Source organism: Caldimonas mangrovi, assembly GCF_023721835.1.
Taxonomy (GTDB): Bacteria; Pseudomonadota; Gammaproteobacteria; order Burkholderiales; family Burkholderiaceae_C; genus Caldimonas; species Caldimonas mangrovi.
Map to the genome: position 1 here is coordinate 244,661 of NZ_JAMKFE010000004.1, position 20,833 is coordinate 265,493.

17 protein-coding genes are annotated in these 20,833 nt (G+C 69.9%); 7 read left to right on the forward strand and 10 right to left on the reverse strand.

What is annotated here, in order from left to right; translation table 11 throughout:
* Positions 1-20: 20 nt before the first annotated feature.
* The 3 genes from M8A51_RS08605 to M8A51_RS08615 all read right to left on the reverse strand — a co-directional run bounded on the left by M8A51_RS08605 (position 21) and on the right by M8A51_RS08615 (position 5,821).
* On the reverse strand, positions 21-3,146 hold the full coding sequence (locus M8A51_RS08605; protein ID WP_251777793.1) for an efflux RND transporter permease subunit: 3,126 nt from the start codon (positions 3,144-3,146) through the stop codon (positions 21-23).
* A 13-nt stretch (positions 3,147-3,159) separates the two neighbouring features.
* Complete coding sequence (locus M8A51_RS08610) at positions 3,160-4,317, reverse strand: efflux RND transporter periplasmic adaptor subunit (RefSeq protein WP_251777794.1); 1,158 nt, start codon at positions 4,315-4,317, stop codon at positions 3,160-3,162.
* A gap of 73 nt (positions 4,318-4,390) precedes the next feature.
* Positions 4,391-5,821, reverse strand: coding sequence for an efflux transporter outer membrane subunit (locus M8A51_RS08615; RefSeq protein WP_251777795.1), 1,431 nt, complete (start codon positions 5,819-5,821; stop codon positions 4,391-4,393).
* Positions 5,822-5,975: 154 nt separating this feature from the next.
* On the opposite strand from M8A51_RS08615, the gene M8A51_RS08620 reads away from it, so the two are divergent.
* The 7 genes from M8A51_RS08620 (at position 5,976) to M8A51_RS08650 (ending at position 12,299) form a co-directional block, all read left to right on the forward strand.
* Complete coding sequence (locus M8A51_RS08620; RefSeq protein ID WP_251777796.1) at positions 5,976-6,800, forward strand: MipA/OmpV family protein; 825 nt, start codon at positions 5,976-5,978, stop codon at positions 6,798-6,800.
* A complete protein-coding gene (locus tag M8A51_RS08625; protein ID WP_251777797.1) occupies positions 6,797-7,483 on the forward strand; it encodes a response regulator transcription factor in 687 nt (228 codons plus the stop codon). Before M8A51_RS08620 ends, M8A51_RS08625 begins: the two co-directional genes overlap by 4 nt.
* Positions 7,470-8,834: a sensor histidine kinase gene (locus tag M8A51_RS08630; RefSeq protein ID WP_251777798.1), complete on the forward strand. Its 1,365-nt coding sequence runs from the start codon at positions 7,470-7,472 to the stop codon at positions 8,832-8,834. The genes M8A51_RS08625 and M8A51_RS08630 overlap by 14 nt, the downstream gene beginning before the upstream one ends.
* 206 nt (positions 8,835-9,040) lie before the next feature.
* A complete protein-coding gene (locus M8A51_RS08635; protein WP_251777799.1) occupies positions 9,041-10,168 on the forward strand; it encodes a methyltransferase in 1,128 nt (375 codons plus the stop codon).
* A 146-nt stretch (positions 10,169-10,314) separates the two neighbouring features.
* Entirely contained in the window at positions 10,315-11,067 is a 753-nt protein-coding gene (locus M8A51_RS08640; protein ID WP_251777800.1) for an SDR family NAD(P)-dependent oxidoreductase, read from the forward strand.
* Between the two features lie 75 nt (positions 11,068-11,142).
* Complete coding sequence (locus M8A51_RS08645) at positions 11,143-11,622, forward strand: MarR family winged helix-turn-helix transcriptional regulator (protein WP_251777801.1); 480 nt, start codon at positions 11,143-11,145, stop codon at positions 11,620-11,622.
* 2 nt (positions 11,623-11,624) lie between these two features.
* A complete protein-coding gene (locus M8A51_RS08650; RefSeq protein WP_251777802.1) occupies positions 11,625-12,299 on the forward strand; it encodes a GNAT family N-acetyltransferase in 675 nt (224 codons plus the stop codon).
* Between the two features lie 672 nt (positions 12,300-12,971).
* On the opposite strand, the gene M8A51_RS08655 is transcribed toward M8A51_RS08650, so the two are convergent.
* From M8A51_RS08655 to M8A51_RS08685, 7 genes are all read right to left on the reverse strand, one after another.
* Complete coding sequence (locus tag M8A51_RS08655; protein WP_251777803.1) at positions 12,972-14,168, reverse strand: GGDEF domain-containing protein; 1,197 nt, start codon at positions 14,166-14,168, stop codon at positions 12,972-12,974.
* Between the two features lie 291 nt (positions 14,169-14,459).
* The gene (locus M8A51_RS08660; protein ID WP_251777804.1) at positions 14,460-15,617 is read right to left on the reverse strand and encodes an ABC transporter permease; all 1,158 of its coding nucleotides are present in this window, start codon (positions 15,615-15,617) and stop codon (positions 14,460-14,462) included.
* On the reverse strand, positions 15,595-16,518 hold the full coding sequence (locus M8A51_RS08665; RefSeq protein WP_251777805.1) for an ABC transporter ATP-binding protein: 924 nt from the start codon (positions 16,516-16,518) through the stop codon (positions 15,595-15,597). The genes M8A51_RS08660 and M8A51_RS08665 overlap by 23 nt, the downstream gene beginning before the upstream one ends.
* Complete coding sequence (locus M8A51_RS08670; protein WP_251777806.1) at positions 16,515-17,483, reverse strand: HlyD family secretion protein; 969 nt, start codon at positions 17,481-17,483, stop codon at positions 16,515-16,517. The genes M8A51_RS08665 and M8A51_RS08670 overlap by 4 nt, the downstream gene beginning before the upstream one ends.
* Positions 17,480-18,133, reverse strand: a complete 654-nt coding sequence (locus M8A51_RS08675) for a TetR/AcrR family transcriptional regulator (RefSeq protein ID WP_251777807.1) — start codon at positions 18,131-18,133, stop codon at positions 17,480-17,482. Before M8A51_RS08675 ends, M8A51_RS08670 begins: the two co-directional genes overlap by 4 nt.
* 176 nt (positions 18,134-18,309) lie before the next feature.
* On the reverse strand, positions 18,310-19,167 hold the full coding sequence (locus tag M8A51_RS08680) for a universal stress protein (protein WP_251777808.1): 858 nt from the start codon (positions 19,165-19,167) through the stop codon (positions 18,310-18,312).
* Positions 19,168-19,177: 10 nt separating this feature from the next.
* On the reverse strand, positions 19,178-20,656 hold the full coding sequence (locus M8A51_RS08685; RefSeq protein WP_251777809.1) for a SulP family inorganic anion transporter: 1,479 nt from the start codon (positions 20,654-20,656) through the stop codon (positions 19,178-19,180).
* Positions 20,657-20,833 lie beyond the last annotated feature (177 nt).

Consider the following 20,833-nt stretch of genomic DNA (forward strand, 5'->3'; position numbering starts at 1 on the left):
CCGGGGTTCGCGCCCTTCGATCACGCGGCCTCTGCCGGGCCGGTGGCCGGCAGAGGCTGCCCGCGAGCGCCCGGCTCGCGCCTTGCGAAGCGCCCGATGCCCCATTGCACCGCGTCGTCCACGTAGCTGTACACCACCGGGATCACGAGCAGGCTCAGGACCGTCGAGGTGATCAGCCCGCCGATCACGACGATGGCCATCGGTGCGCGGAAGCTCGGATCGGCGCCCCAGCCGAGAGCGATCGGCATCATGCCTGCGCCCATGGCGATCGTCGTCATCACGATCGGACGCGCGCGTTTTCGACAGGCGTCGACGATCGCGTCCCAGCGGTCCAGGCCGTGATCCCGGCGAGCGATGACGATGTAGTCGACCAGCAGGATCGAGTTTTTCGTCGCGATGCCCATCAGCATGATCAGCCCGATCATCGGTGGCAACGACAGCGCGGACCCGGTGACGAACAGCGCGAGAAACGCCCCCGGGACCGAGAGCACGAGCGCCGCCAGGATGGTGACCGGCTGCATGAAGTCCTTGAGCAGCAGCACCAGCACCATGTAGATGCACAGGATGCCGGTCAGCATCGCCAGGCCGAAGCCGGAAATCAGCTCCCCCATCGATTCGGCGTCGCCCATCGGCGTTTGCGCCACGCCTGGGGGCAGGTTGCGCAGGCTGGGCAGCGCGAGTGCCGCCTGCTCGACGTCACTCAGTTCACGGCCGCTCAACTCGATCTCGAAGATGACGTTGCGCATGCGGTCGTAACGCGAGATCTCGGACGGGCCGCTGCCGACCTGCAGCACTGCGACGTTCTCGAGCGGCACCGGTCCGCGTGCACCGGGCACCGGCAAACGCTTGAGCGTCTCGAGGTCGTTGCGGGCGGCATCCGACAGCCTGACGACCATCGGCACCTGGCGTTCGCTCAGGTTCAGCTTGGCGAGTTCCTGGTCGTAGTCGCCCGTCGTGGCGATGCGCAGCGCTTCAGCGATCGCCGCCGAGGTGACGCCCAAGTCGGCCGCACGCGCGAAATCGGGCCGCACGACCAGCTCGGGACGCACCAGGCCGGCACTCGAGGTCACCGCGCCGATGCCGCGGATCGAGCGCAGCTCGCGTTCCACCTGTCGAGCGTGCTGCGCGAGCACGCGGCTGTCCTCGCCGGTGAGCACCAGCATGTAGTTCTCGCTCGAACCGCCCAGGCCGACCTTCACGCGCACGCCGGGCAAACTGGCGAGTGCAGCGCGAAACTGCTCCTCGATCTTCTGCCTTCTCACGCCGGGACGATCGCTGCGGTGGGTCATGTTGATCGTCAGGACGGCCGTGCGCACGTTCGCCGCGGAAGCGCCCGCCGGTTCGGACGGGTCGGCACCCGCGTTGCCGGCGCCGATCGCCGTATAGACGCTCTTCACGTGATGGTTCTGCTGCAGGAGGCCGCGCGCCTGCTCGGCGAGCGCCAGCGTTTCGCGCAGCTGGCTGCCCGGCGGCAGCGTGAGGGTGACCTGCGTTTGCGACTCGTCATCCGGCGGAATGAACGTGCCGGGAAGCGCTGCGGCGAGCAGCAGACCGCCGACGAAAAAGGCCGATGCCCCGGCGATCACCACGAAGCGGTGGCGCAGGCACCAGCGCGCCCACGACAGGTAGGCGTGCACCCATCTCGGTTCGTGCCCGGCAGGCTGCTTCGGCGCGCGCAGCAGGTAGGCCGCCATCATCGGCGTCAGCATGCGCGCGACGACGAGCGAGAAAAACACCGCGATTGCCGCCGTCCAGCCGAACTGCACGAAGAACTTGCCGATCGTGCCGCTCATGAACGCCGTCGGCAGGAACACCGCGATCAGCGAGAAGGTGGTCGCGATCACCGCGAGCCCGATCTCGTTGGCGGCCTCCATCGCTGCCTGGAGGGGCGGTTTGCCCATCAGGAGGTGGCGCTCGATGTTCTCGACCTCGACGATGGCGTCGTCCACCAGGATGCCGATCACCAGCGACAGCGACAACAGCGTCACGATGTTGATCGTGAACCCCATCAGGGACATCACCGCGAAGGTCGGTATTGCGGACAGCGGCAGCGCCACCGCCGAGACGAAGGTCGCCCGCCAGTCGCGCAGAAACAGGAACACCACCAGCACCGCGAGCGCTGCCCCCTCGTAGAGCAGCCACATCGAGCCGTCGTAGTTCTCGACCACGGGATCGACGAAGTTGAACGCTTCCGTGACGGTGATCGTCGGGTGCCTTTCCTTCAGCCGGTCGAGCGCGGCGCGCACCCCTTCGGCGACTTCGATTTCGCCGGCGCCGCGTGCGCGCACGATCTCGAAGCCGACCACCGGGCGGCCGTTCAGGAGCGCGATCGACCTCGGCTCGGCCACCGTATCGGCGATGGCGGCCACCTGGTCGAGCCGGATGCTGCGGCCGTCGCTCAGCGCGATCTCCACTGCGGCCATGTCCTCGGCTGTCTGCACGGTGCCGAGGGTCCGCACGGAATGTTCGGCATGTCCGAAATCGACACGACCGCCGGACGCCTCCTGCTGCACCTGGCGCAGCTGGCGGGAAATGTCGGCCGCGGTGGCATTCAACGCGAACAGTCGCGCCGGGTCGAGCTCGACGCGCACCTCGCGGGTGACGCCGCCGACGCGCGAGACGGCGCCCACGCCAGGGACCGCCAGCAGGGTGCGGCTGACCTCGTCGTCGACGAACCATGACAGCGCTTCGTCATCCATGCGCGAGGAAGCCACCGTGTAGGTCAGGATGGGGGTGCCGGAGAACTCCACCTTCCTGATCACCGGGTCGCGCAGGTCGGGCGGCAGATCGGCCCGCACGCGCGCCACCGCGTCGCGCACGTCGTCGACGGCCTCCTGGATCGGCTTTTCGAGATGAAATTCGACCGTGATGCTGGCGTTGCCGTCGGTCAGGATGCTTTGTATGTGCTTGACCCCCTGCACGGTGGCGAGCGAGTTTTCGATCTTGCGCGCGACATCGGTTTCGAGCTGCGACGGGGAGGCGCCGGGCAGCGTGGCGACCACGGTCACCTCGGGCAGCTCGACGTCGGGAAAGTTCTGCACCTTCATCGCCCGGAAAGCCATCAAGCCCGCCAGCGTCAGGATGACGAACAGCAGGACGGCCGGGGTCGGGTTGCGGATCGACCAGGAAGAGACATTCAGGTTCATCGTGTTCCCCGGCTCAGTTCACGGCAGCGGACGCTGCGCCCGAGACCAGCCTGCCGCTGCTTCGTGCCACCGGATCGTCGACCACGCGCACCAGATCGCCGTCGCCGAGAAAGGCGCCACCGGCCGCGACCACCCGTGCCGACGCATCGATGCCGCCGGTGATCTCGATGCGGTCTCCCGCGCGTCGGCCCGCCACCACCTTGGTCTGCATGACTTTCGAGTCCGTGCCGATGCGCATCACGTAGGCGTGGCCGTCGCGCAGCAGCACGGCGCTCTGCGGCAGGGTCATCGCCCGGCCGGTGCCGATGTCGAACTCACCGCGCGCGAACATGCCGGCACGCGCCGGAGTGTCCGGCGGCAGGTCGACGTAGACCAGGCCGTTGCGGGTCTGGATGTCGACCGCGGGCGAGACGACCCGCAGCCTGCCTTCGATCGTTTCCCCGCCGGCTGGCGTCAGGCGCGCCACCTGCCCGGGCGCCAGCTTTGCCAGCTCGGACGCTGCGACCTCGGCGCGCCATTCCAGCCGGCCGCGGCGAATCAGCCGAAACAGTTCCTGCCCCGCCGGGAGCACGGCACCGACCGTGGCGCTGCGGGCCGAGATCACGCCGTCGTCGGGCGCCAGCACCCGGGTCTGGGCCAGGCGGAGCTGCTGCGTTCTCTCGGCGGCCTGCGCCGCTTCCAGTCTCGCCCGTGCCGTGCGTTCCGCAGTGAGGTACTGCTGGATCTGCTGTGCCGACATCGCACCCGTCGCCTGCAGGCCGTGGGCGCGCCGGGCGTTGTCCTCGGCGTCGGCGAGCGCTGCCTCGAGTTCGGCGACGGCGGCGCGGCTTTGCGCGAGGTCGGCATTCACCGTGTCGGACGCAAAAGCGGCGAGCACCTGGCCGCGCCGGACGACATCGCCCACGTTGACGTTGACGGCGGCCAGACGCAGGCCGTCGGCCTCGGTGCCGATGCTGGCCTCCTGCCAGGCCGAGATGTTTCCGTTGGCCGAGATCCTGACGGGCAGCACGGCCGACTGCAGCGTGGCCGCCGCCACGGTCAGTGCGGGCTTCGGCACCGCGACGGCTGCCACGGCTGAAGCTCGACGGGAGGCATGGACGGCCCATGCGGCGGTGGCGGCGAGGATCACCGCAACGACCACGGCGGCCGCGATGGAACGGGGCTTCTTCATCGTTCTGTTCCTTGCTTTCTGCACGGCGCATTCGGCCGCCAATTGAGAGATCGGAGGGGGTGGACGGCCTGGGTCATGGGGCAGGTTCACGGCCCGCCGCATGCACTGCCGCGGGGGACCAGCCGCCGCCCAGCGCGCGGTACAGCGCGATCCAGGCCGAGATGCGCTCGCGTTGCAGGTCGGTCGCTGCGCCTCGTGCAGCGACCACGCTGCGGCGCGCATCCTCGAGCTCGAACAGGCTGGACACGCCGGCGCGATAGCCCGCCTCGGTGGCCTGGTACGAGCGCTCGAAGCCGCTGGCAGCATTCGCAACGCCCTCGCTGCGCCGGGCCGTGCTGTCCAGCGTGACGAGGGCGGTCTGCACGTCGCGGATCGCTTCACGCAGGCGAGCGGCATAGATCGACGTGGCTGCCTCGTAGCGGGCGCGGGCCGCTTGCGCGTTGGCGCGGCGTGCCCCGCCGTCGAACAGCGGCAGCGTGACCGTCACGGGGCCGATGCTCCAGACCGTGCCGTCGCTGCTGACGCCGCCACTGGCGACACGTGTCGTCCCGATCGTGCCGGCCAGGGCAATGCGCGGCCACCGCTGCGCCTGCGCCTCGGCTGCGTCGGCGCTCGCCGCCACGACATCGTGCGCCGCCGCATGGATGTCGGGACGCTGCGCAAGCGCCTGTGCCGGCAAGGCGGTGACGCCGAGTTCGGGCGGCTGCGGCAGCTGAGCCGTGCCGGTGGCGAGGTCGCGCCGCAATGCGGCCTCGTCGCGGGCGGTCAGGGCACTCAGCGCGCCGACCAGAAGATCGCACCGCGCCCGCTCCCGGATCAGCGCCACATGGCCTTGCGCAGCGCTGGCATTCGCGAGGTCGGCCGCGGCCGGGGGCCGGAAGCCGGCATTCGCCGCCAGGCTGGTGATCTGCGCCGTGCGCGCCTGCGAATGGGCGTCCGCCTCGGCCTGCTGTACTTGGGCCTCGCACGCTCGCAGCTCGACATAGGTTGTCGCCACTTCGGCAGCCACCGAGACCCGGGCGTCATGCCAGTTCGCCAGACTGGACTCGAACCGGGCTTGCGCGGCGTCGGCGGCCGCTCGTCCCGCACCGAAGAGATCCAGTTCCCAGCCGAGTTGCAAGCCCGCCGAGGCGGTCGTCCCTGGAGACATGCCCAGTTCCGATCGTCCCCGGCTCGCGCTGATGTTCGCGTCAAGCGAGGGCATCAGGTCGGCCCTGCGGGCGACGCGTGCGGCGCGTGCATCGGCGATGCGCGCGGAGGCCTGCGCCAAGCTCGGGCTGACCTGTTGCCCGGCCTCGATGAGTCGCAGCATCAGCGGGTCGTCGAACTGGGCCCACCAGCGGCGCAGGTCGGCGAGCCGGCCGCCGTGCGGCAACGGCGCGTGCCATTGCGCGGCGACGGGCGCTGCGGCGCTGCCCGGCACGGGCGTGGTGGGGATCGTCGACGCGCAGCCGGTGAGCAGCGCAGCGGCTGCGACGGCCATGGAGGAAGCGGGTGGAAGCATGCGGTGACCTTGTCTTGCACGGGACAGGACTGTCCGGCCATGCGTCTTTCCGAATACTTACCGGCAGGCACAAGCGCCACGCGCTCCCGGTAAGTGTTCGGTAAGAAGGCCGCGGCGACAGTGCAGGCTTTTCAACACCACGCAAGGAATCCACATGCCGCTAGCGCGTCCGTCCGTCTTGATCTCCCATGGTTCCGCCCTGCGCATGGCGGCATCGGCGTTCGCCATCGGGGTGTGCACCTGGGCCACTCCGGCGGCTGCAGAGCCGAACGACGGCCAGCCGCCGTCCACGACCTGGTCGCTCGGTCTCGGCGCCGTCAGCCGGCAGACGCCCTACACCGGCTTCGATCGGGAGAACAAGGCCCTGCCGTTGCTTCATTTCGAGAACAAGTACGTTCGCATCTTCGGGCCCGAAATCGGATTGAAGCTGCCGAGTCTCGACGTCGGCAGGAACCAGCAACTCGATTTCAGCCTCGTTGCCAAGTACGACGGCAGCGGCTATGAGGACGACGACGCGTCGATCCTCGACGGCATGAGCAAGCGCAGGGGCGGCTTCTGGGCCGGTGCCAAGGTGGAATGGAACACCGGCCTGGCCGACGTCAGCGCCGAGTGGCTGGGCGACGCGTCCGGCCACAGCAAAGGGCAACGTTTCAGCCTGGGCGTGGAGCGCACGTGGCGGTTCGGCGAGCGCGTGATGCTCACCCCGCGCCTGGGGGCGACGTGGAACGACAAGAAGTACGTCGACTACTATTTCGGCGTCCGCGACAGCGAGGCCCGTGCCGGCCGTGCGGCCTACGAGGGGAAGTCGGGCGTCAACGCCGAAGCAGGGGTGCGCGGCGTCTACCTGTTCGACCAGCGGCATTCGATGCTCCTCGATCTCGAGGTGTCCAGCCTGGCGAAGGGCATCAAGGACAGCCCGCTGGTGGATCGCTCGACCGAGAATCGCGTGTTTCTCGGATACCTTTACCGCTTCCGATGAGCCGAATACTCCTGATCGAGGACCACGACCGGCTGGCGCAGCTGATGTGCCAGGGACTGGCTGCTGCCGGGATCGCCGCCGACGTGATCGGCCGCATCGACGCCGCATGGGCCGCCGTCCAGCGCATGCCCTACCAGGCCCTGGTTCTCGATCGGGGGTTGCCGGACGGGGACGGCCTGGTGCTGCTGCAGAAGGTGCGCCATGCCGGTCTCGGTGTGCCTTGCCTGGTGTTGACGGCGCGCGACGCGCTGCACGACCGGGTGGAAGGGCTGGAAGCCGGTGCCGACGACTACCTTCCCAAGCCGTTCGCGATGGACGAGATGGTGGCGCGCGTGCGGGCGCTGCTGCGCCGCCCGGTGGAGTTCCGTTCGCTCGCGCCGAGCCACGGCGACCTGACGCTGCGCCCCGATGCCGGTGTCCTGTGCTGCGCGGGCGAAAGCGTCACGCTGGCCCCGGCCGAGATGCACATCATGCTGCTGCTCCTGCGCAAGCCCGAGGAGGTGGTGCGCCGCAGCGCACTGGAGGCTGAAGCCTGGGGGCTGAACGAGGCGGTGACGCCGAACGCCCTGGACGTGGCGCTCCACCGCATCCGCCGCAAGCTGCTTGCCATCGGCTCGCGCCAGCGCATCGTCAATGTCAGAGGCCTGGGGTATGCGCTTCGTGAAGATGATGTCGCTGAATAGCTTGAGGGTGAAGGTGTTGCTGGCCTACGTGGCCGGCATGGTGCTCAGCTTCACGCTGCTCGTGGTGGCCGCGGTCGTGATGGTGAAGACCAACGCGCTGGCCCGGATGGATCTGGCCGACGCCGCCGAGGAGCTGGCGCAGAAGGTCCGGTTCGACAACGACGGCAAGCCCCTCGGCTTCGACACGAGCGTGGACGATCTGTCCTGGCTGTACGACGGCCCCCAGCGCGAGACCGCGTATCGCATCCTCGACGATGCGGGGAACGGTGCACATTTCTCGAGTGCCGGAGCGGCGTTCTGGCCGGCCGGCGGAGACGCGCTGCGATTGGCGCGAGGGAGCTTCGACTTCGAGCACGACGGCATGACGGTCTACGGGGTCACCGAGCCCTTCGAGCACGGGGGCAGGACGTGGTACCTGCAGTTCGCGGCCACCGCGAGGTTCATGGACCTCCTTCACCGCGTGGCCCTGCCGCTCGTCGGGGCGGGCATCACGGTGTTCGGCTTCGTGCTGTTCGTCGCCTTCGGTCTGTGCGCCTACATCACCTTGCGCTACACCCTGAAGCCCCTGCGGGACGTGTCGGAGTCGGCGGCGGCCATTTCGCCGCGCTCGCTGCATGCCCGGCTGAAGGCGCATGCGGTGCCCTCGGAGATCGCCCCGCTCGTGGACAGCTTCAACCGAGCGCTGGAACGCCTCGAACACGGCTATCGCGTGCAGCAGGAGTTTCTCGGCAATGCGGCCCACGAGTTGAAGACGCCGCTGGCGCTGATCCGTGCGCAGATCGAGCTGAAGGAAGACGGCGGCAGCGCTCGCGATGCGCTGTTGAGCGATGTCGAATACATGACGCGCCAGGTGCAGCAACTGCTGCTGTTGGCCGAAGCGAGCGAGGCGCACAACTACAAGTTCGGCGTCGTCCAGGTGCAGGAGGTGGCGCAGGAGGCTGTGTCGTACCTGCAGCGCATGGCTGAATCTGCCGGCGTGCGCCTGGCCGTGTTCGCCGCCGCCGAGGGCGAGGTTGCCTGGAGAGCCGATCGTGGCGCATTGTTCACGTTGTTGAAGAATCTGCTCGAGAACGCCATCCAGCATGCACCCCCGAAAACCTTGGTGACCGTGGAGATCCATGGCGATGCCGTGACCGTGCGGGATCTCGGGCCGGGCGTCGAGCCGGCGCAGCTGGCGCTGCTGTTCGAGCGCTTCTGGCGCGCCGCACACCGGCGAGACCGCGGCGCAGGGCTGGGCCTGGCCATCTGCCGGGAGATCGCCTTGGCGCATGGCTGGCATCTCACGGCCGAGCGGGCCGAGCCTGGACTGCGGTTCCGGTTGTCGAGCATGGACGGTGTACGCGAGGCATAGACGGTGTTCGGAGCGGTCCGGCCGCGCCGGCACGCTGCCCGGCCCCGTCGCGGGGGCGCAGCGGTGACGTCGAAGGGCCTTGGCCAGGGGCGTACCATGCGCGGCCGGCGCGTACCGCGGGCCGCCGGCTCGGTCTGGCGAGGCCGGGATGCGCCTGAGTTTTTCCATGGGGCGGCGACGCTGCCTCGTCTGCAGAAGGGGCAGCGATGAGCGATGGGCAGTCCATCGAGTGGGTCGAACGCGGCGAGCCGCAGCGCGCGCGCTGGCGCTCCGAGAGCGGCTCTGCGCCGCCACGTCGCGTGGTCGTGGCCGACGACACGATGACCGCCGACGCCGCCTACCGCCTGGCGTGCGAGGGCACCGCGCTGCTGTGGCGCGGCGACTTCCAGAACGCACGCCAGCTGTTGCAGGCGATGGCCCGTCGCGCCGACCGCCGGCCGCGCAAGCCGGCCGCCACGCCGGCCGACGCGTTCCACCTCCACCGCTTGATGCAAAGCCAGCGGGCCCGCACCTTGGGACTGCTGCTGATGCCGCTCGACGAGCACTACGCCGTCCCGTTGCGACGCGCGCCGGACGTGCGGCGGGCCTGCGAGGAGGCCTACGGGCCGCCGGACGGCGCCTCGGTCACGTCGCTGCGCGAGCTGCTCGGGTTGGTCGGCGCACACGAGTGGCGCAAGAAGGGCGTGGAGATCCCTGCGTTGCGCGGCCGCATACACCCGCACTACGGCGTGTTTTCGCCGGTGCGTGGCGAGTATGTCGACCTGGTGGCGAAGGCGCCGTTGCCCGGCAAGGCGCTGGCCTTCGACATCGGCACCGGGACCGGCGTGCTGGCCGCGGTGCTGGCACAGCGCGGCGTGGCCCGCGTGGTGGCGACCGACCAGGACCCGCGGGCCCTCGCCTGTGCGCACGAGAACCTGCAGCGGCTGGGGCTGCAGCAGCAGGTCGAGCTGATGCAGGCCGACCTGTTTCCGCCCGGCCGCGCGCCGCTCGTGGTGTGCAACCCGCCATGGGTGCCGGCACGGCCCAGCTCGCCGATCGAGCACGCGGTGTACGACCCCGACAGCCGCATGCTGAAGGGTTTTCTGGCCGGGGTGGTGCATCACCTCGAACCCGACGGCGAGGCCTGGCTGGTGATGTCGGACCTGGCCGAGCACCTGGAGCTGCGCCCCCGCGATGCCTTGGCGCAGGCCATCGACGGGGCCGGGCTCGTCGTGGTGGGCCGGCTCGACGCACGGCCGCGCCACCCTCGTGCGGTCGATCCGAACGACCCGTTGCACGGCGCGCGCAGCCGCGAAGTCACGTCATTGTGGCGGCTGGCACTGCGCCCGGACTGAGCGCCCGGCGATGGCACGGGCTGCTCCTTGCGCGGAGCAGCCGACGCTACCGGCGTGTCGGGCCTGCGCGTGCAGCCTCCTGACACCTCGGTGTCAGCGGCGTGGCGGCACCATGGAAGGCCTGTCCTTTCCGCAAGGAGCCGATCATGTCCGAATTCGACAACCGAGTGGCGCTGGTGACCGGCGCCGGTACCGGCATCGGCGAGGCGATCGCCGAGCACCTGCACCGCCAGGGCGCCTGCGTGTGCATCAGCGACATCCACCCCGAGCGCGCGGCGTCGGTCGCGCAGCGGCTCGACCCGCAGGGCCGGCGCGTGCTTGCGTGCGGTACCGACGTGCGCGACCCGCAAGCCGTGCAGGCGATGGTCGACGCCACCGTGGAACGCTACGGCGCACTGCATCTGGCCGTCAACAACGCCGGCGTCACCGGCCCGCACGGCGTGCCGGTGGCCGACCTGCCGCCCGAGGAATGGCGGCGTGTCATCGAGACCGACCTGGGTGGCGTGTTCCACGGCTTGAAGTACGAGCTGCCGGCCATCGTGCGCAGCGGCGGGGGGGCGGTGGTCAACCTGTCGTCGGCCAACGGGGTGGTGGGCGTGGCCGGCATCGCCGCCTACACGGCGGCGAAGCACGGCATCATCGGCCTGACGAAGGCAGCCGCGCTGGAGTACGCGTCGCAGGGCGTGCGACTCAACGCGGTGGGGCCGGGCTACGTCGACACGCCGAAGCTGCAGCAGCTCGACAGCGCCGAGCGCGAGCGGATCGCGGCGGTGCACCCGCTGGGCCGCATGGCGCAGCCCGAGGAGGTGGCGGAACTGGTGGCCTTCCTGCTGTCGCCGCGCGCGTCCTTCGTGACCGGTGCCATCTACCTCATCGATGGCGGGGCGACCGCGCAGTGAGCTGCCGCCGGGGGCAGTTGACGACGCTCCTACAATTGAATAGCATGATATGCATTCGATCCGAGAGGAGCCGCCGTGGTGGAAGATGTGGTGAAGGAGCTGGGCCATCTGAGCCTCGGCACGCGCTTGAAGCGCATCGGCGAGACGCTGCAGGCGCAGACGCAGGCGGTGCTGGCATTGCACGGCTTCGAGCAGCCTGCGGCCTGGTTCCCCATGCTCGCGGCGCTGGATCGGCTGGGGGCTTTGAGCGTGGGCGAGCTGAGCCAGGCGGTGGGGGTCAGCCAGCCCGTCATCACGCGCTCGCTGCGAGGGCTGGAGGACGACGGCCTCGTGCAGTCGGCGCCGGGCGAGGGCGACCGGCGGGTGCGCCGCGTGGGGCTGAGCCGCAAGGGTCGCGGTCTGGTGCAGCGCGCCCAGCGCGAAGCGTGGCCTGCCACCGAGGCGGCTGTCGCCCAGGCCTGCGCGGGCCTGAAGGGCGACCTGCTGGCCCAGTTGGCCGCGCTGGAGGATGCGTTGATCGAGAAGCCGCTGTTGCAGCGTGTGCAGGAGGGCTGAGCATGTCCGACCTCGACAGGCCTGTCTGGGCCAGCCTGCGGCATCGACCCGATTGGCGCCTGGGTGACGAGCGCGCCTGGCGCTTCCGGCCCGACATCAACCGTTTCGCCGCGACGCCCGACGAAAACCCCGAGCACCTGTCGGCGCTGGCCGAACTGGTGCAGCCGGGCGATGACAGCGTGTACCTGCTGCAGGTGCCACCCATCGCCGTGCCGCCCGGCCTGGAGGCGGTGAAGGCCGCGTCGGGCGTGCAGATGCTGGCGACGCGACAACTGCAGGCCGACGACGGCGTGCAGGTGCTCGGCGTGGCCGACGCGGCGGAGATGCTGGCACTCGCCACGCTCACGGAGCCCGGCCCCTTCCTTGCGCGCACGCACACGATGGGCCGCTTCATCGGCCTGCGCATCGACGGTCGACTGGCCGCGATGGCAGGAGAGCGCATGCGCTTTCCCGGCTATGTCGAGGTCAGCGGGGTATGCACCCACCCCGATTTCCGCGGCCGAGGCCTGGCGAGGCGACTGTCCGCCGCGGTGACCGCCGACATCCAGCGCCGCGGCGAGCAAGCTTTTCTGCACGCCTGGACGACGAACACCACCGCGATCGCGCTCTATGAAAAACTGGGCTTCGAAGTGCGGACGGCGGTGAACGTCTCGGTGCTTCGGCGCCGGCCCGGCTGAGCTGGGGTGCGCCTGGCCTGCTCGGTCCCGACGCTGCCCACGCCGATGTGATGGCGTTGGTGGGGTCCTGGCACGGCGCAGGCGGTGCACAGGAGAGGGATCCCAGCCTTCCTGTTGCCGAGCCTGCAGAAGACCGCAGGGGCTGGGGACCCTTGCGGGCCACTCCGAAGCGAGGTCTACGCCCGCTTCAGGTAAATGCTGTCGTTGGCACTTACGTGGTTTGCTCTGCTTACGGCAGTCGCCTCTCGGATCGTCGATCTCCACGTCGATGCGCCGTCGAAACCGGTCGGCCCCACGAGCCTGCAGACGATGGATCTGCACGCTGGTGGAGCCGGGGGGAATCGAACCCCCGTCCGACACACGTCAGCTTCGAGCTTCAGGGTCTTGCGCGACAAGCCGCGCCGAACCCACACGATCATTGGGTGCGCAACTGCGGGCGACGAACGAGCCCTCGGTTGTGCGGTGTGACCCAACCTTGCTGGCCGGCCACGAGCCCCTATTGGCGCAGTTCCGCGCCGCGGCGGGGCGGTTCTCCGGAATGAATGATTGAAAACGCGAAATGGACGCAGCGAGCCCGGGCTTCGTCCGCGCACAACCGCACCTCGTTGAGCAGCTTGTACCCAGGACCAGCAGTGGCACATGCCGACCTGCGTGCGGTGCACGCGGCGGCGCCTATTTGGTGACCAGGCGCAGCGCTGCCGCCGGCAGGCCGGCAGGGGCTGACACCGTCAGTTCCTGGTCCTGGTGCATCAGGCGGCCGCGGCCGCGCTGCTTGGCGGTGTACAGCGCCCGGTCGGCTTCGAGCAGCATCTCGTCCAGCGTGCGCGCGGGGTCGCCCATCACGGCCAGGCCCGCGCTGTAGGCCAGCGGCGCGGCGGTACGGGTTTCGTTGCGCTCGCGTACGGCCTCACGCAGCCGGGCGTCGAACGAGGTCGCCGCGCCGGCCTCGGCGCGTACCAGCAGCACGCAGAACTCCTCGCCGCCGTATCGGCAGGCCAGCTCGCCCTTGCGCATGCAACTGCGCAGCGCGTCGGCGAACAGCTGGAGTGCCTGGTCGCCCGCCGCGTGGCCGCCCAGGTCGTTGATCTGCTTGAAGCGGTCGAGGTCGATGATCAGCAATGCCATCGGGTCGCAGTAGCGGCGTGCTTCGGCGAGGGCCGCCTCAGCGCGCTCGACGAAAGCGCGCCGGTTCAGCAACCCGGTCAACAGGTCGGTCTGGGCCTGGCGCTGCAGTTCGCGCTCGGCCTCTTCGCGCCAGGCAGCGAGGCTGGCCATCGTCAGCAGTGTGATGACGACCGGGTGCAGCAGGGCGGCGGCCAGGTTGGCCGGGTGCGGTGCGCGCAGGTGGGGGTAGAGCTCGGTGAAGAAGCCGCCCAGCGCGCCGCGCCAGAGCGTGACGACCGCCAGCACACCGAGGGCGACGAACATCACGCCGCGCCAGCGCCGGCCGGCGTGCGGTGCCGGCAGCACGACGGAGATGCAGACGGCGATCATCAGCGCTGCCAGCCCGAAATTCGCCCATGCGACCCGGAACGGGTAGCTGTCGAAACCGGCCCAGTAGCCCACCGGGGTGAGCACCGCGACGGCCCACACGGCCCAGCTGCCGGCACGAGGGGCCAGCCAGTGCTGCATGGCATGCCACGAGCACGCGAAGCACAGGCTCAACCACGCCATCCACAGCGAAGAGAAGGTCCGGTCGTCGATCGCCCGCGCGAGCAGGAAGCAGCCCCAGGCGATGGCCTGCGCGAGGATCGCACCCTGCGCGTAGCGTGCGCCCGGGCTGACGCGCCAGCCCATCAAGGCAGGCATCGCCAGCGACACCGAGAAGACGTTCGCGAGCGTGACGATGATGAGGGTCTGGACGTCCATGGCGGGAACAAGGCCCGGGGGCTTTCGGGCGATGATCCGCCGCACGGTGCGGCGGGTCTGTCGGGCAGGTGCTCGGTTTCTTGTCGGATTTTTGCCTATTTGTGCGGCGAGGCCTCGTCGGCAGGCGATTCGGGCCGGGAAGGGACAGCTGGCGCAAGGAGGTCGGGCATCGGCGTCCCGGCGCGCCGGAGCCGGCAGGGCCATCGCGTTGCCGAGTCTATCGGCGCGATGTGCCGCGACTGAAGTGCCTGTCAGTGAGGAATAAATTCAGATTCAGCGGCGGGCACGGCGTCAGTCGATCGTCTGTCGGTACCGCAGCATCGCGATCGTGCCGACCGCGACCGTGAAGACGGCGATGGCCGCGGCATCGGTCCAGACGTCCGCCCAGCCGGCCCCCTTGAGCATGATGGCCCGCACGATGCGCACGAAATGGGTCAGGGGAAGCGCCTCGCCGATCCATTGCGCCCAGCGCGGCATGCCGTGGAACGGGAACATGAAGCCGGACAGCAGGATGTTGGGCAGGAAGTAGAACATCGTCATCTGCATCGACTGCATCTGCGAGCGCGCGATGGTCGAGAAGGTGAAGCCGACCGCCAGCGTCGCGACGATGAACAGCAGCACGGCCAGCGTGAGCATCGCGAAGCCGCCCATCATCGGCACACCGAACAGCACTCGAGCCGCCGCGAAGACGACCAACACCTGCAGGTAGCCGATCAGCGCGTAGGGCAGGATCTTGCCGGCCATCATCTCGGCCGGCCGCACCGGTGTCGCGAGGAGGTTCTCCAGCGTGCCGCGCTCGCGTTCGCGCGTCATCGCCATCGCCGTCATCATCACCAGCGTCATCGTCAGGATCACGCCCATCAACCCGGGCACCACGTTGTAGGCGGTGATGCCTTCGGGGTTGTAGCGGCGGTGCACGCGCAGCTCGAACGGCGCCGCATTCCCCTGCAGCCGGGCCAGCGGGCCGCGCAGGTCGTGCGCCAGCGCGAGCGACGGCAAGGCGGCCAGCGCGGTGAGCGCCGGCCCGGTCGCCGCGGGGTCGGTGGCGTCGGCATAGACGCCCACCGCGGGCCGCTCGCCGCGCAGCACCCGTTCGGAGAAGTCGGCCGGGAACACCAGCGCGAACTGCACCCGGCCGGCCGCGATCAGCGCTTCGGCCTCGCGGTCGGTGACCTGCGCGGTGACGCGGAAGTAGCCGGTGTTCTCGAGCGCACGCACCACCGAGCGCGCCATCGGCCCGGCGTCGACGTGGACCACCGCGGTCGGCAGGTGGCGCGGGTCGGCGTTGATCGCATAGCCGAACAGCAACAGCTGCAGGATCGGCACGCCGATCATCATCGCGAAGGTGAGGCGGTCGCGCCGCAACTGCACCAGCTCCTTGCGCAGCACGGCGACGATGCGGCCCCAGGACAGGCCGCGGGACCGCTCACTGGAAATTGTCTTGCGCATGCTCGGTCAGCGCGATGAAGACGTCTTCCAGCCCGGTGGGCACCGCGGCGGCGCGCCACGGCGCCTGCGGTGCATGCCGGGCCAGCCATTGCGGCAGGTCGGCGCCGCGCGCGGCACTGACGTGCACCGCGTTGCCGAAGGCCACCACCCTCCAGCGGCCGTCTTGCTGCAGCAACTCGGCGGCGCGCGCCAGGTCGCTGCCGCGCAGCTCCCAGGTCTGCAGGCCGGCCTGTTCGATCACTTCCTCGGCGGTGCCGGTGGCGAGCAGCCGGCCGTACGAGATATAGGCGAGCCGGTGGCAGCGTTCGGCCTCGTCCATGTAGTGCGTGCTGACCAGGACCGTGAGGCCCTGCGCGGCCAGCGTGTGGATCTGGTGCCAGAAGTCGCGCCGGGCCTTGGGGTCGACGCCGGCCGTGGGCTCGTCGAGCAGCAGCAGGTCGGGCTCGTGCAGCATGCAGGCAGCCAGCGCGAGGCGCTGCTTCCAGCCGCCCGACAACGCGCCGGCCAGTTGTGCGCGGCGCGCGGCCAGGCCGAGCCGTTCGAGCGCCTGGTCGACCACCTGCCGGCGTGTCGGCATGCCGTAGGCGCGCGCGACGAAGTCGAGGTTCTCCTCGATCGTCAGGTCGTCGTAGAGCCCGAAGCGCTGCGTCATGTAGCCCACGCGCAGCTTGATCTGGCGCGACTCGCGCAACAGGTCGTGGCCGAGGCAGCGGCCTTCGCCGGCGTCGGGTTCGAGCAGACCGCACAGCATGCGGATGGTGGTCGTCTTGCCGCTGCCGTTGGGACCCAGGAAACCGCAGATCTCGCCGCGCGCCACCTGGATGGACACGTTGTCGACGACGGTGCGCCGGCCGAAACGCTTGGTCAGGCCGCGCACGTCGATCGCCGGTTCGCCGTTCATGCGGGCGTTTCCAGGAAGCGCACGTCCACCGGCTGACCGGGCTTCAGCGCGTACGCGTCCACGGGGACAGCCTCGACCATGAACACCAGCTTGCTGCGGCTGCTGTTGCTGTAGATCACCGGCGGGGTGAACTCGGCCTGCGGAGAGATCCAGCGGATGCGCGCGCGCAGGCCGTTCTCGGGGCAGCCGTCGCATCCGACCCGCACTTCCTGGCCGACGGCCGCGCGCGACAGCGCGGGCTCGGGCACGAAAAAGCGCAGCTTCAGCGCACCGGCCGGCAGCAAAGCGACCACCGGAGCACCGGCTGCGACCCATTCGCCGGGCCGGTACATCACGTCGAACACCTGCCCGGCCACCGGGGCGCTGCGCTGTTTCTCGCCGGCCTGCCAGTCGGCCAGTGCGGCGTCCGCTTCGGCGGCCGTCACCTCGGCGGCCGCTGCGGCGATCTCGTCCGGGCGGGCCCCTTGCGTGGCCAGCGCCAGCTGTGCCTCGACTTCGCGCACACGGGCGGCGTCGCGGTCACGGGCCGCCACCAGCTCTTCGAGCCGGATCGGCGCGACGAAGCCGTCGTCGACCAGCCGGCGGTTGCGTTCCAGCGCCGAACTCGACCCGGCCAGCGCCGCCTGGGCCTGTGCCAGTTGCTGCGCGACCGCACGCAGCTCGGCCGGCCGGCGGGCCTTGCGCAGGTTCTGCTCCTGCGCTTTTGCGCGCTCGCTGCGGGCCCGCGCGGCGGCACCTGCCAGCGCTTCGGCGTCGGCATCGAGCGCATACAGCGGCTGCCCGGGCTCGACACGTTGGCCTCGCTGCACCGCCAGGCGCCGCAGCGTGCCGGCGCCCGGCGACGCGACGTAGACGAGATCGGCTTCCGCGTAGCCGCTCATGGCCGGCGTTTGCGAGGCGTGGTCGCAGGCGACCAGCAGCAGCGCCATGCAGGCCAAGGCGGGAAGTGCGGGCTGGTGTGTCATGGTCGCCCTTTTTCGCTGGGCCCGGACAGGCCGCGCAGGGCCCAGTCCAGGCGGCACTCGATCTGCGCGATGTCGGTCGTGAAGACCGACAGTGCTTCGACCAGCGCCGGCGGTGCGACGCCGCGCCGGCCCAGCAGGTGGAACAGCATCACCGGTGCCGCGGTGGTCGACATCAGGAACAGCATCTGGTGCAGTGGGTCGGCGGCGCTCAACTGGCCGCCCGCCTGTGCACGCCGGATGAGCGCCAGCAGCAGCACGGGGTGGCGCTGATCGAGCGTGCGCAGGAAGCGCTGCGCGGCGGCTTCCCCGGCGCTCGCGTCGAGCACCAGGTGCGCGATGAAGGCCCGGTTGTCGACGACCCAGCGCACCAGTTGCAGCAGCACCGAGCGCAGCGCGTGCAGTGGGTCCCCGCCGTGGTCCGCGGTGAGCTGCAGCTGCTGGAACATCGGCCCGTAGAGCCGCTCGATCAGCGCTTCGATGAAGGCTTCGCGGGTGCGGAAGTGGTAGACGAAGGTGCCCAGATTGGCACCGGCACGCTCGGCCACGGCCCGCACCGTGGTGGCTTTCAGCCCCTGGTCACGTGCAAGGCACAGGCCGGCCTGCAGCAGGCGCTCGCGGGTGCCGGCGTCGGGTTTGCGGGGGGTGGGCATGCAGGTCAGTTTATACGCTTGTATAAAACTGTCCAGTGCCGCCTGTCGAAGGCCTGCCGCGGCCGGAGCTCAGCGCTCGTCGTCGCCCGGCGCGTGGCCCGGCATGGAAGGCGGAGCAAGCGAAGGTGTCCGGCGCTTCGTCGCTTTGTGTCGGCTTCGACACGAAGCGCGGGCGGTCAGCGCAGCACGAGCACCGGCACGTCGCTCACCCGCAGCAGCGTGCTGGTGGTGCTGCCGAGCAACAGCTGGCGCAAGCGCGAATGGCGGTAGGCGCCGATCACCAGCAGTGCCGGCGCCTGGGCCCGGACGAGCGCCGGCAACACCGTCTCCGGCGCGCCGGGTGCCAGCTCGGTCTCGACGACGAGACCCGCCCCCTGCAGCGCGAGGCGGGCTTCCTCGAGCTGGCGGCGTGCCAGCGTGCTGTCCTCGCCGACCCTGACGACGAGCAAGGGCAGGCCGTGCAGCAGCGGGTCGCGTGCCGCCTGCTCGACGCTGCGCCGCGCGGCAGGGCTGCCGTCGAAGGCAAACACCGCACGCCGGGGCGCATCGAAGCCCTCGGTGGTGGCGACGAGCACGGGGCGCGCCACCGACCGGATCACCTTCTCGACGTGGCGATCGAGATGCACCCTGGACGGCGCGTCGGCGCGATGGTGCTCGCCGAGCACGAAGAGCCGGGCTTGCGGCTGCATTTCGAGCACGGTGTCGACGAATTCGCCATGGCGCAGCCGCGCGTCCAGTTCCACGGCGCCCGCGGCGGCTGCACGCTCGCGCGCCGCGGCCAGCAAGCGCCGGCCGGCCTCCCGGGCCAGCTTGCTGCGTCGCTCATCCTGGTCGCTGAGTTCGCGCAGCAGCGATTCCTGCGCACCCAGTCCGATCGCGCCGCTCAGGTCGCGGGTTTCGGCGCGCTCGGGGTGGCGCTCGAGCACATGCAGGAATTCCAGCGGCGCGGCGAGCCGCCGCGCCGCCCAGGCGCTCCAGTCGATCACGGCGTCGGTGTTGGCGAGCCCGTCGATGCAGGCGTAGACAGTGTTCATGCGGGCCTCCTCAATGCATCAGCTGTTCGACGGCGCCGGGCTTGTCATGAACCGCGAAGCGGTCGACCAGCGTCGCACTCGCCTCGTTCAGCCCGATCACCTCGACCTCTGCGCCCTCGCGCTTGAACTTCAGCACCACCTTGTCGAGCGCGCTCACCGCGGTGATGTCCCAGAAGTGGGCGCGGCTCACGTCGATGACGACCTTCTCGACCACTTCCTTGAAATCGAAGGCGCCGGCGAAGGCTTCGGACGATGCGAAGAACACCTGGCCGACGATGCCGTAGGTGCGCACGCGGCCGTCGGCGCTGCTGCTGCGGTCGACGCGCAACACGCGGCCGACCTTGTGCGCGAAGAAGATGCCCGACAGCAGCACGCCGACGAACACGCCCTTGGCAAGGTCGTGCGTCGAGACGGTGACCACCACCGTGGCGATCATCACGATCGACGAGCTGGGCGGGTGTTCGCGCAGCTTGCGCACCGACTCCCAGTTGAAGGTCCCGATGCTGACCATGATCATCACGGCGACCAGCGCGGCCATCGGGATCTGTGCCACCCAGGGGCCCAGGAAGACGATGAGGATCAGCAAAAACAGCCCGGCCACGAAAGTCGACAGGCGGCCGCGGCCCCCCGACTTCACGTTGATGACCGACTGGCCGATCATCGCGCAGCCCGCCATGCCGCCGATGAAGCCGGTGGCGATGTTGGCCACGCCCTGGCCGACGCATTCTCGATTCTTGGCGCTCTGCGTGTCGGTCAGCTCGTCGACGATCGAGGCGGTCATCATCGATTCGAGCAGGCCGACGACCGCCAGCGTGACCGAGTAGGGCAGGATGACCTGCAGCGTGTGCAGGTCGAGCGGCACGTCGGGCAGCAGGAACACGGGCAGGCTGTCGGGCAGCTCGCCCATGTCGCCGACGCGGCGGATGTCGAGGTCGAGTGCAATCGCCACGGCAGTGAGCACGACGATGGTCACCAGCGGCGACGGCACCGCCTTCGTCAAGCGTGGAAAGCCGTAGATGATCGCCAGGCCGGCCGCCGTCATCGCGTAGACGACCCAGCTGACGTCGGTCAGCTCGGGCAGCTGCGCGAGGAAGATCAGGATGGCCAGCGCATTGACGAAACCGGTGATCACGGAGCGCGAGACGAAGCGCATCAGCGAGCCGAGCTTGAGCACGCCGGCAGCGATCTGCAGCACGCCGGTCAGCAAGGTGGCGGCCAGCAGGTACTGCAGGCCGTGCTCCTTGACGAGCGTGACCATCACCAGCGCCATGGCGCCGGTGGCGGCCGAAATCATGCCGGGCCGCCCGCCCGTGAAGGCGATGACGACCGCGATGCTGAACGACGCGTACAAGCCGACCTTGGGGTCGACGCCGGCGATGATGGAAAAGGCGATGGCTTCGGGGATCAGGGCCAGTGCGACGACGAGGCCCGCGAGCAGGTCGCCGCGAATGTTGGACAGCCAGTCTTGGCGGAAGGACGATGTGTGCATCTGGTGCGCAAGCTGTAGCGGCGCGTGGCGGGTGCGCACCGCATGGGTGGAGGAAGGGCAGGGGACGAGGACGCGGCCGGCGCGCTGAAGCGGGCGCAGGGCCCGGTATCGCGCTTCAACGCGAAGCGGTGGCGCGCGACGTCAAGGCGGAGCGACGGCGCGGAAGAACCCGCGCGG